Raw genomic sequence first — 11,817 nt, 5'->3', positions numbered from 1 at the left:
TTCTCCACAGCTAACCAGCCTAATATTGCCAAATCTATTTTAAAAGTTAGATTTATACTTATTTACAGCTTTTTTATTTTTTTGATTACCAACTATTTTAACCGCTAATAGTTGCTTTTGATTATCTATTTTAACAGATAGCTGTTCTATTAGGTTAATTAAAAACTCAAGTTCAGTAGCTGAATAATGAGTTTTTTCTCTAGAAAGTGAGCTACTTATGTGAATATCAAGTTTATTATGAATATTCAGCGCTTGCTCAATATCCCAATCTTCTGAGTCAGCAATCAAACTTACTAGATCATTGCAATATGCTCTAGTCTCACTATCTTTAACTTGTGAGCTTGTAACCCGCTTTAAAGACATTATAGTTGTGGTTCTCTTTGTTCAAATGGAATTGCTTCCCAACCTGATTTTATTTCCTTAATCAAGGTAATTACTTCATCAATTTTTTCTATATCGTTCTCGAGGTTTGCGGTTAGTAAGCATCGCTGACAATAATCATATAAAGAGTCTAAGTTAGTTGATACTTCATTATTATGTTCAAAATTTAATACTTGCTGCAACGCACCAAGTAGCACAATACAATCAGAGATTGCGTTGCCTTTTTTTTCTAACTCTTTACGTTCAATAAATCCTTTAGCAGCTGATAACTTACCAACAATATTAACAAACACGAGTTTGACTTGATCATAAGGCGTCATTTCTTTAACGCTGCTAACTGTAATTTGACGGTATTTATTGATTGATGCGTGCGCCATAGGTAATTCCTTAAATTTTAATTACATGTGTAGAACCTTAAGCAAGTTTAGTTCCAACATAAGTTTGACTATTACTTATCGGCCAAAACAGTCACACCTTTAAGTAATAATAGCAGTTTTTATGAGTTTCTTCTGTGTGAAATCGTATCATTACTGGTGGCAAAAATGTGTTAGGTAATTCATCCTAAGTGGGTAGTCCGTTATAAATAGTTAAAGAGTTATTAGTTATAAAGTATTGACTTTTCAGGCGGTGTGTCTGTTTTTTGGCGTTAATGTCAAAAAATCGCCGCTATTACTTGCATCCAAATCCAACTGGCTTACAATTTGATTAATAAAACAAATTAGTGAAATAAATGGCTCGCTAAAAAATGATCTTAATTTTAGATAATAATAATAATCGCTCTATTGGATTATATGCATCGCTTACTTTTATTGGTGAGGCGGTACAGTTGCAAACAGAAGCTGACTTTGAGCAGGCATGTAGTCACTATCAAAACAAAGAATGTATTGTGGTGTTAGGGGCGCTGCAATCTTTAGATCATGAAAGTTTAATTAAACGCTATCCAACATTTCCTTTTTTACTGATTGGTGAAACGCTCAAACCGCTACTGAGTCTCGCCAATGTTGTTGGACTAATTTGTGAGCCATTTACTCATGAAGTTACCACTCAGTTACTACATGATTGTCAGCAATATCAGCGTATGCTGCCTCATGAGCATCAACATAATAAAGAAAAAAGCACCTTTGATGGACTTGTAGGTGAAACCAAAGCCGTAAAAGATTTACGCTTTTTAATTACTCAAGTTGCTAAAACCGATGCCAACGTGCTTATTTTAGGTGAGTCGGGCACGGGTAAAGAAGTAGTTGCTCGTAATGTGCATCTGCTTTCTAAGCGTAACAAAGGCCCATTTGTACCAGTAAACTGTGGGGCAATTCCTGCGGAGCTACTAGAAAGTGAACTATTTGGCCATGAAAAAGGTGCATTTACCGGGGCTATTTCAGCACGTAAAGGCCGGTTTGAATTGGCGCAAGGTGGCACGCTATTTTTAGATGAAATAGGGGATATGCCGCTGCAAATGCAGGTTAAGTTACTGCGAGTACTACAAGAGCGTAGCTATGAGCGCGTTGGCGGTACCAAAGCGATTCAAGCCGATGTACGTGTTATTGCTGCAACCCACCGCGACCTTGAAAGCATGATTGAAAAAGGCTCATTCCGAGAAGATTTATACTATCGCTTAAATGTTTTTCCTATTGAGAGCCCATCACTTGCTCAACGTGCAGAAGACATCCCTTTGCTACTTAAAGAGCTAATGCGCCGTGTAAATGAACAAAGCGGCACTACGGCTAAGTTTACAGAGCGTGCTATTGATAGTTTAAAAGAGCATTCTTGGCCGGGTAATATTCGTGAGCTTGCGAACCTAGTTGAGCGTATGGTTATTATGTTCCCAGACAAGGTGGTGGATGTTCCTGACTTACCTAACAAATACCGCTACATTGAAGTTGAAGCCTATGAGCCACAGTACCCAGAAGAACTGATGGAGCGTGATGCATTTAATGATATTTTTAGCGGCGGATTCAGCGAAGACGAAATAGACCTCGAAGATGATTTTGCTCAAGCGGCACCCGGTTTATTGCCCGATGAAGGTATTGAGCTTAAGGAGTATTTAGCTGAGCTTGAAATTAACTTAATCACCCAGGCATTAGAGCGCTTTGATTACGTTGTTGCCCGTGCTGCTGAAGTACTAGGCGTAAGGCGAACCACACTGGTGGAAAAAATGAAAAAGTATAACCTTTCTAGAGATTGAGAGCTAAGTGCAGGTACTAGGCGCTAGGTATTAGGTTAGAAAAAATAAACACTGCGCTTAATTTTTAGCGCTGGTTTCCCCGCTTGTCGCAACCCGCAGCTCTAGCCTTAGCCTAGCTTTTTAACTTCTTCTTTCCTAAAACAATCATTACTATGATCGTTAACCATTCCACAGGCCTGCATGTAGGCATACACTGTCGTTGGGCCTAAAAATTTAAAGCCACGCTTTTTTAAATCCTTCGCAAATAACGTCGATGCCTCAGTAACTGCAGGGTAGTCGGCCAGTGTTTCTAGATCGTTTACCTGAGGTTTATTACCAACAAATCGCCACTGATAATCACTAAAACTGCCAAACTCTTCTTGAATAGTAATAAAGCATTTTGCGTTATTAATTGTTGCGACAATTTTTAAGCGGTTGCGAACTATGCCCGCATTTTGCATTAATTTTTCTATGTCGTGTTCAGTAAAGGCCGCTACTTTGCGTACATCAAAATTGGCAAAGGCATTTTTATAATTCTCACGCTTTTTTAATATGGTATACCAGCTGAGCCCCGCTTGTGCCGATTCTAATGTCAAAAACTCAAAAAGTAGTTGATCGTCATACACAGGGACGCCCCATTCATGATCATGATAATCCACATAGTCAGGTTTTGTTGTATCTAACCATGGGCAACGGCACTGAATCTCTTTATTCATGCATTTTCCTTTGCGCGTCATTTTTACGACACGTATTTTTACGGTTTAATCTATTGAATTTACTGGTAAATAATTTTGGTACATATTGTGCATTGGCTACTGTGTCTACATTATTTTAGAGAGTTGATTATGGCCCTTGCAAGTGTGCTAAAACCCCAGTTTATTTCTGCTAACCAGTATAACCCATGTTTACTGCAAGAGGAGTATGTTGGTGAGTTGAGTGATTTGCGTCAACAGGCAAGTTGGCTTTCTCATTTAGTTGATACTATGCCTGCGGGCGTGATTGTACTCGATGGTAAAGGAATGATCGCTAAAGCGAATCAAATTGCTATCGATATGCTCGGTGAACCACTAGAAGGTGAGAAGTGGTTTAGTGTTATTCAGCGCTCATTTCGTCCTCATCAAGATGATGGTCATGAAGTGTCGTTAAAAGATGGACGCTTAATAAAACTCGATATTACCGCACTTGCGCCAGAACCTGGGCAACTTATATTAATGACCGATTTGACTGAAACCCGACGCTTACAAAAACGAGTCGCGCATATGCAGCGTTTAAGTGCGTTAGGTAAAATGGTGGCATCTTTGGCCCATCAAGTACGCACACCGTTATCAGCAGCTATGTTGTATGCTGCCAACTTAGGCTCAAAGCGCTTACCGGAAGCATCACGCGGCAGTTTTCACACAAAATTAATGTCTCGCTTGAAAGATTTAGAAACCCAAGTAAACGACATGCTGCTATTTGCTAAAAGTGGTGATCAACAGGTGGTTGAGCAAGTGTCGATGCAACAGTTACTCAGTGAAGTAAAAGCCGGTGCCGATGCCATGGTAGCGCTCAATGATAGCGAATTAAATGTGAGCTTACCTGAACCCGATATAGAAATTATGGGTAATAAAACCGCATTAGCAAGCGCTATTCAAAACCTAATTCACAACAGTATTCAAGTTATTGGCAGTGGCGCGCAGGTTTACCTTAGCGCCCAGCGTGACAAACAAGACTCTGACTTTGTGCGCATTAGCGTGAGTGACAATGGTCCAGGCATTGACTTAGTCCAGAGCGAGAAAATATTTGAACCTTTTTATACCACTAAAAGCCAAGGTACAGGCTTAGGGCTTGCCGTTGTTAGTTCGGTAGCCAGTGCGCATCAGGGAAGGGTTGAGGCAAACAACAACCCACACGGGGGAGCAATTTTTAGTATGTTGCTGCCTATTAGTGTCACATCTAAATTAGGGGAGTCACATGAGTAACACTATTTTAGTTGTAGAAGACGACGCCGGACTTCGTGAAGCATTAATTGATACTCTAGAAATGTCGGGCATCGCTTGCACGGCAGCCAGTAGTGCAGAGCAAGCCATGTTGTTATTAAAAAAAGATGTATTTTCACTGGTGGTCAGTGATGTACAAATGGGCGAAATGAGTGGCTTAGATTTATTACGCAGTATTAAATTAAATCACCCTGATTTACCCGTTTTAATGATGACGGCCTATGCCACTATTGATGATGCGGTTGAAGCCATGCGCCTAGGCGCGATTGATTATATGGCTAAGCCATTTGCACCAGAAGTGCTATTGAACATGGTGAGCCGTTACTTACCTGAAAAGGAAAAAGAAACAGACGGTCCTATTGTTGCCGACCCTAGTAGTATTCAATTACTTGAACTTGCAGGTAAAGTTGCTCGTTCAGATGCCAGTGTAATGGTACTTGGGCCAAGTGGCTCAGGTAAAGAAGTGCTTGCACGGTATATTCATGACAAGTCAAAACGCTGCAATGAACCATTTGTAGCAATTAACTGTGCTGCTATTCCTGAAAACATGCTTGAAGCTACTTTGTTTGGCTACGAAAAAGGCGCGTTTACTGGTGCGATTCAGGCCTGCCCGGGTAAGTTTGAACAAGCACAGGGTGGGACTATCTTACTTGATGAAATCACCGAAATGGATTTAGGCTTACAAGCCAAATTACTGCGGGTATTGCAAGAACGCGAAGTTGAGCGTTTAGGCGGTCGGAAAACTATTTCACTAGATGTACGTGTGCTTGCTACCAGTAATCGCGAATTAAAAGAGGCAGTTGCTGAAAATCAGTTCCGCGAAGATTTATATTATCGACTTAATGTTTTCCCTTTGCTGTGGCGGCCTCTGTGTGAGCGTCCTGGCGACATTATTGTACTGGCTAAGCATTTAATTGAACGTCACTTAAGTAAAAGCAAAGAGCCAATGGCGTATCTAGATACAAGCGCTGAACAAAAGCTACTTAGCCATAGCTGGCCGGGTAACGTTCGAGAGCTGGATAATGTTATTCAACGTGCTTTAATTTTACGCAGTGGCAGTACTATTGATGAGCATGCAATTTTTATCGAAAATTTAACCCCAACTCAGTTTGTGGTTGAAACAACGTCAGTGCCGGAGCCTATAAAAAGTAGTCTCAGTAACGCTTATTATGATGAAAAAACAATGCCCGAAGATGAGCAAAGAAATGATTTGCTCGCCTTAGATACAGGAAGTTACAAAGATGAACTTAAAGATAAAGAGCATCGCATAATTCTAGAAACCTTGGCGCGTTGCCAAGGGAAACGTAAAGAAGTAGCCGAAACCTTAGGTATAAGTCCACGTACTTTGCGTTACAAATTAGCGCAAATGCGCGATTTAGGTATTTCCCTCCCTGCATAACCTCAACAGCCCTAAAACTAAGTAACTGATTTTAGGGCTGTCAAAACTCTGACTACGCAAATAAACATAGTAAACCATTGTTCTAGTTGAATTTTATTTTTGGCATGTTTTGTGCTTTATTCTCTTTAAGAGTTTACTGCATTATCAGAGACAATTATGAAAATTCAAAACAGTGCTTTATTTCAAGAAATGCAATCTATGGCTTCAGAAGCCACGCGTAGTAACCAAGTTAATAACTTGCCAACGCAAGTGCAATCAACGTCTACAGCACAATTTGGTGATATGTTGAGTAATGCACTTAATACAGTGCATGAGCTTCAGCAAGACACAGGACAAAAAAGAAAAGCAGTTGAGATGGGCGACAGAAGCGTATCGCTTGCTGAGGCGATGATTGCCTCGCAAAAGTCTTCTGTGGCATTTGAAGCTACGGTACAGGTTCGTAATAAGCTTGTTGAATCTTACAAAGAAATTATGAACATGCCTGTTTAACTAGGTAGTGGAGAATTATTGTGGCGCAATCTAATCAATCAACAGATCTGGCACTTGCTGATGGCATGATGGAGCAAAGTGAAACTGAAGATCAACAAGAGCAAAAATCGGGCTATTTCAGCGCCCTAGGTGGTGTTGATGTTTTACGTCAAATTACCCTGATTGTTGCATTGGCCATTTGTTTGGCTATTGCTATCTTCGTGATTATCTGGGCTCGTCAGCCAGATATGCGCCCATTAGGTAAAATGCAAACTCAAGAGTTAATTGAAACACTCGACTTTTTAGATGCGCAAAAAATTGACTATGAACTTGATGGTAATGTGGTGTCGGTTGATGAAACTGAGTATCAAAATATTAAGTTACTGATGACCCGTGAAGGCTTAGATCAAGGGCCTACATCAGGTAGCGATATTATTATGCAAGACATGGGGTTTGGAGTAAGCCAACGTTTAGAACGTGAGCGCCTTAAACATGGTCGCGAGCAACAGCTTGCCCGTACTATTGAAGAGCTAAACAACGTTACTCGCGCCAAAGTACTATTAGCTATTCCAAAAGAAAATGTATTTGCTCGTCGAGAGAAAAAACCCTCAGCAACAGTAGTACTAACGCTTAAGCGTGGTCGCTCATTAGATAGCGAAGAAGTTGACTCAGTAGTTGATATGATTGCTTCAGCGGTGCAAGGGCTTGAGCCTTCTCGCGTAACGGTGACCGATCAAAACGGTCGCTTACTAAATTCAGGTTCGCAAACCTCTTTGGCTGCACGCTCTCGTAAAGAATACGACCTAGAGCGTAAACGTGAGCAAGAATACCTAGAAAAAATTGACAGCATTTTAATTCCCGTTGTTGGCTTAGGTAACTACACCGCCCAAGTAGATTTAAGCATGGACTTTAGTGCAGTAGAAGAAACACAAAAACGTTACAACCCAGATTTACCGGCAGTAAGAAGTGAAACCACTTTCGAAGAAAATAATATCGGTGGTTTAGCGGTAGGTATTCCTGGTGCACTTACTAATCAGCCTCCGGTTAACTCAACGATACCTGAAGATGCAATGGCTGGCGGTGCAGGCACTGCTACGTCACCAAGTCGTACTCACAAAGAAGCTACCCGTAACTATGAACTAGATACCACTATTTCTCATAAACGTCAGCAAACGGGTGTGATCCGCAGAATAAGTGTGTCTGTAGCGGTCGATTACTTACCCACGGTTGGTGAAAACGGTGAAACAACCATGACACCACGTTCGGTAGAAGCTTTGTCAAATATTCGTCGTTTGTTACAAGGTGGCGTAGGCTTTGATATGCAACGTGGCGATGCACTTGAAGTAGTAACCGTACCATTTGTTCGTGAAGACTCAGCGCTTGATTTTGAATTGCCTTTATGGGAACAAGATTGGTTTATGAAAATGATGCGCTTAGTATTAGGTGCGCTGGTTATTATTGTACTGATTTTAGCTGTAGTTAAGCCTATGCTTAAGCGCTTAATTTACCCAGATAATACACTTGAAGAATATGATGAAGACTCTCTTAGTTCAGGTGTTGACCTTGGTGACAGCACATTAGATATGCTAAATAATGACTTTGATTCTGCTTCAGTTGGCTTCTCAAGCGATGGTACACTACAGTTACCAGACCTACATGGCGACGAAGACTTATTGAAAGCGGTTCGTGCCCTTGTAGCCAATGAACCAGAACTATCATCACAAGTAGTTAAAGCGTGGTTAACAGAAGATGACTGATCAAGAACAAAAACAACTACCACCGGCGTTTGATGTTGATAAGCTCGATGGTGTAGATAAAGCGGCGATATTATTGCTGAGCTTATCTGAAGAAGATGCAGCGCAAATCCTAAAGCACTTAGAGCCAAAGCAAGTGCAAAAGGTAGGTATGGCCATGGCGGCAATCGATGATTTGTCGCAAGCTAAAATCAGCGCAGTGCACAACTTGTTTATCGAACAAATTCAAAGCTTTAGTACGATAGGTTTTCAGTCTGAAGATTTTATCAAAAAAGCACTTACTGCTGCATTAGGTGAAGATAAAGCTGCCAGCTTAATAGACCAAATTGTTATGGGATCAGGCGCTAAAGGGCTTGATTCATTAAAATGGATGGACTCAAAGCAGGTAGCTAATATTATTCGTAATGAGCATCCGCAAATTCAAACAATAGTGCTTTCTTATTTAGAGCCGGAACAATCTGCTGAGATTTTAGCGCAATTTCCTGAAAAGGTGCGCTTAGATTTAACCATGCGTATTGCCAATTTAGAAGAAGTTCAACCAGCGGCTTTACAAGAATTAAACGAAATTATGGAAAAACAATTCGCTGGTCAAGCGGGTGCACAAGCTGCGAAGATGGGTGGCTTAAAAGCGGCTGCAGATATTATGAACTACCTCGATACCAATGTTGAAGGGCAGTTAATGGATTCTATCCGTGAGCATGACGAAGAAATGTCGCAACAAATTCAAGACTTAATGTTTGTCTTCGAAAACTTAATGGATGTAGAGGATCGAGGTATTCAAGCAATTTTACGTGAAGTGCCTCAAGATGTTCTGATGAAAGCCATTAAAGGCACTGACGAAGCGCTTAAAGAGAAGATTTTGGGTAACATGTCAAAACGTGCAGCAGAAATGCTTGCTGATGACTTAGAAGCTATGGCACCAGTGCGCATTAGTGAAGTAGAAGCAGCACAAAAAGAAATACTGTCAACAGCTCGTCGTCTATCAGATTCAGGTGAAATTATGCTTGGTGGTGGCGGTGGTGAGGAGTTCTTATAATTTATGAGTAACTCTAAAGGTCGCCCGTTACACGCTGATGAAGCTGATGAGCTATTAAAAAATTGGCCAATTCCAGATGTTGCGCCAGATGAGCGAAGTTTTGGCAATCGTTCGACCGCTTTTGGTACGCCATTGGCAGAGCTATACCATAAAGAAATGGCCAAAGAGCAAGATGAAGAACCCGAAGAACAAGAATTACCTTCTCTTACTATGGTGGAGCTTGAGCGCATTCGCCAAGATGCGTATGAGGAAGGTCTTAAGCAAGGACATGAGCAAGGCTATATAGATGGCTTTGATAAAGGCGTAACTGAGGGAAAAGAAGCTGGTTACAAAGAAGGTGTTGAGCTGGGTAAAACCCAAGGTCAAGAAGAGGTTAAACCTTTGATGGATGAGCAGTTAACTCACTTACGCAGCTTGTTAGATAGTTTATCTGATCCACTTAAAAAAGTGGATGAGCAAGCAGAAAAGCAGTTAGTCCAGTTAGCGACTATGCTCAGTGAAGCAATCATTTATCAAGAGATAAAAACTTCGCCTGATATTATCTTACATACCTTGAAAAAAAGCATTGATGCACTAAATGCAGAGCAACAGAAAGTTAAAATTCATCTTCACCCAGAAGACCTAATACTTATAAAAACCAGTTATGGCGAGCAAGCTATTGAAGATAATCATTGGCAGTTAATTCCAGAGCCTACATTGGAGCGCGGCGGTTGTGAAGTGAAGACAACACTATCGTCTTTAGATATGACCTTGAAAACTCGTGTCAAAGAAACATTGGATAGTTTTTTGCATAATAGTGGTATCTAACTTTTTATTGGCGTGCAATGTCTGTGAGCGATACTTCATTAAGCGAACGCTTATCTCAATACCAACAACATATTAAAACCCCAGCCCCTGCGGTTGCGGGTGTTTTAACCCGTGTGGTTGGTTTAACACTTGAAGCAAAAGGCCTGCGAGCTCCAGTAGGCAGCCAATGTAAAATTGAAACCATGAGCGGCTTTGTTGATGCCGAGATTGTTGGTTTTAATGATCAAACCTTATATTTAATGCCCAATGATCATATCTCAGGTGTACTTCCTGGTGCCCGAGTTATTCCTCAAGTTAATGACACTGGTTTACCTGTTGGTATGAGTTTACTTGGCCGAGTTGTCGACGGTTTAGGGCGACCTTTAGATGGGCTAGGGAAAATAAACGCAGAACACACACTTAAATTCGCTCAAAACGCAATAAACCCACTGGCAAGACGCCCCATTAGTAAACCCATGGATGTGGGAGTACGCGCTATTAACTCAGTAATTACGGTAGGCCAAGGTCAGCGTATGGGCTTATTTGCAGGCTCCGGTGTGGGTAAATCTGTACTATTGGGCATGATGACTCGAGGCAGTGAAGCCGATGTAATTGTAGTGGGTTTAGTCGGTGAGCGTGGCCGAGAAGTAAAAGAATTTATTGAAGAAATACTGGGTGTTGAAGGACGTAAACGCTCAGTTGTTGTGGCAGCGCCTGCTGATGCTTCGCCATTAATGCGATTAAAGGGCTGTGAGAGTGCAGTCACCATTGCAGAGTACTTTCGAGATCAAGGGCTAAACGTATTGTTACTGCTTGACTCGGTAACGCGTTATGCCATGGCACAGCGTGAAATAGCACTGGCTGTTGGTGAGCCTCCTGCAACCAAAGGTTATCCGCCTTCAGTATTTGCTAAATTACCCGCATTAGTGGAACGTGCTGGTAATGGCGGAGAAGGACAAGGCTCTATTACCGCCTTTTTTACTGTACTGAGTGAAGGTGATGACATGCAAGACCCGATAGCCGATGCCGCACGTGCCATACTTGATGGGCATATTGTTTTATCGCGTGATTTAGCCGACAGCGGTCATTACCCTGCTATTGATATAGAAAAGTCTATTTCTCGAGTGATGCCACAAGTGGTTTCAGAGCCACATATGCAGCAAGCTCGGGTACTTAAACAAGTATATTCTATGTATCAACAGAATAAAGATATGATCACCTTGGGTGCTTATCAAAAAGGCAGTGACCAAATGCTTGATCAGGCAATAAACATGATGCCAAGAGTGAACGCATTTTTACAGCAAGGCATGCGTGACGTGATTAGTTATGATGATGGCCTACAAGGGCTCGCACAATTATTAGGACAAGCATAATGGCAAAAAATAAACTACATTTGCTGCTTAAGCTTGAAAATGAAAAAGAAGAAACATTACGCATGAGCTACTTGCAAGCAAATCAAAACTTGCAGCTAAATCAGCAAAAGCTTCAAGGCTTAAATGACTTTCGACTTGAATATACTCAGCAACTTCATATTAAAGGGCAGTCGGGCTTATCAAGTGCCGGGTTTAGCCAGTATCACGCATTCATAGCTAAGATTGAAGAGGCGACTCGCCAACAAGCGAGTACCGTTAATACTGCAAAACAAGTCGTGAGCCAGCGTAAAACGTTATGGTTAAAACAACAAGTTAAAGCGAAAGCGGTTGCTAAGCTAATTGAAAAGCAACAGTTAAAAGCGAATATGCTGGTGGCTAAGAATGAACAAAAAATGTTAGATGAGTTTTCTTCTAATCAATTTTATCAAAGAAATAAAGCACTGTAAGGTAGGCATACTAATTGCTTATGTTCTATAAGAG

At 41.2% G+C, this 11,817-nt stretch carries 12 protein-coding genes; 9 read left to right on the top strand and 3 right to left on the bottom strand.

Going from position 1 to position 11,817, the window contains the following annotated elements; translation table 11 throughout:
• Positions 1-39: 39 nt before the first annotated feature.
• Both AC0VZ5_RS11630 and fliS read right to left on the bottom strand, forming a co-directional pair.
• Complete coding sequence (locus AC0VZ5_RS11630) at positions 40-363, bottom strand: hypothetical protein (RefSeq protein ID WP_178956419.1); 324 nt, start codon at positions 361-363, stop codon at positions 40-42.
• Positions 363-758: a flagellar export chaperone FliS gene (fliS, locus tag AC0VZ5_RS11625; protein WP_109874274.1), complete on the bottom strand. Its 396-nt coding sequence runs from the start codon at positions 756-758 to the stop codon at positions 363-365. Before fliS ends, AC0VZ5_RS11630 begins: the two co-directional genes overlap by 1 nt.
• A gap of 368 nt (positions 759-1,126) precedes the next feature.
• Between fliS and AC0VZ5_RS11620 the strand changes: the two genes are divergently transcribed.
• Positions 1,127-2,563 (top strand): sigma-54 dependent transcriptional regulator, encoded by a 1,437-nt coding sequence (locus AC0VZ5_RS11620; RefSeq protein ID WP_010387896.1) that lies wholly within the window; start codon positions 1,127-1,129, stop codon positions 2,561-2,563.
• Positions 2,564-2,670: 107 nt separating this feature from the next.
• Here AC0VZ5_RS11620 and AC0VZ5_RS11615 read toward each other — a convergent pair whose 3' ends face one another.
• A complete protein-coding gene (locus AC0VZ5_RS11615) occupies positions 2,671-3,258 on the bottom strand; it encodes a DNA-3-methyladenine glycosylase I (protein ID WP_427565374.1) in 588 nt (195 codons plus the stop codon).
• Positions 3,259-3,387: 129 nt separating this feature from the next.
• Between AC0VZ5_RS11615 and AC0VZ5_RS11610 the strand changes: the two genes are divergently transcribed.
• The 8 genes from AC0VZ5_RS11610 to fliJ all read left to right on the top strand — a co-directional run bounded on the left by AC0VZ5_RS11610 (position 3,388) and on the right by fliJ (position 11,783).
• A complete protein-coding gene (locus AC0VZ5_RS11610) occupies positions 3,388-4,503 on the top strand; it encodes a sensor histidine kinase (protein ID WP_075169684.1) in 1,116 nt (371 codons plus the stop codon).
• The gene (locus AC0VZ5_RS11605; RefSeq protein WP_475472925.1) at positions 4,496-5,920 is read left to right on the top strand and encodes a sigma-54-dependent transcriptional regulator; all 1,425 of its coding nucleotides are present in this window, start codon (positions 4,496-4,498) and stop codon (positions 5,918-5,920) included. The genes AC0VZ5_RS11610 and AC0VZ5_RS11605 overlap by 8 nt, the downstream gene beginning before the upstream one ends.
• Positions 5,921-6,076: 156 nt before the next feature.
• Positions 6,077-6,409, top strand: coding sequence for a flagellar hook-basal body complex protein FliE (gene fliE, locus AC0VZ5_RS11600; RefSeq protein WP_010387900.1), 333 nt, complete (start codon positions 6,077-6,079; stop codon positions 6,407-6,409).
• Positions 6,410-6,429: 20 nt separating this feature from the next.
• Positions 6,430-8,145 (top strand): flagellar basal-body MS-ring/collar protein FliF, encoded by a 1,716-nt coding sequence (fliF, locus tag AC0VZ5_RS11595; RefSeq protein WP_054201723.1) that lies wholly within the window; start codon positions 6,430-6,432, stop codon positions 8,143-8,145.
• Positions 8,138-9,178, top strand: a complete 1,041-nt coding sequence (gene fliG, locus AC0VZ5_RS11590; protein ID WP_010387902.1) for a flagellar motor switch protein FliG — start codon at positions 8,138-8,140, stop codon at positions 9,176-9,178. Before fliF ends, fliG begins: the two co-directional genes overlap by 8 nt.
• A 3-nt stretch (positions 9,179-9,181) precedes the next feature.
• Entirely contained in the window at positions 9,182-9,985 is an 804-nt protein-coding gene (gene fliH / locus AC0VZ5_RS11585) for a flagellar assembly protein FliH (RefSeq protein WP_475472921.1), read from the top strand.
• Positions 9,986-10,002: 17 nt separating this feature from the next.
• Positions 10,003-11,337: a flagellar protein export ATPase FliI gene (gene fliI, locus AC0VZ5_RS11580; RefSeq protein ID WP_054201721.1), complete on the top strand. Its 1,335-nt coding sequence runs from the start codon at positions 10,003-10,005 to the stop codon at positions 11,335-11,337.
• Positions 11,337-11,783: a flagellar export protein FliJ gene (gene fliJ, locus AC0VZ5_RS11575; RefSeq protein ID WP_109874277.1), complete on the top strand. Its 447-nt coding sequence runs from the start codon at positions 11,337-11,339 to the stop codon at positions 11,781-11,783. Before fliI ends, fliJ begins: the two co-directional genes overlap by 1 nt.
• Positions 11,784-11,817: the final 34 nt, after the last annotated feature.

It is taken from the genome of Pseudoalteromonas sp. QJM3NY_12, assembly GCF_056173165.1.
Note: the sequence above shows the minus strand (reverse complement) of the source record. Positions and strands in the feature narration are given on the sequence as shown.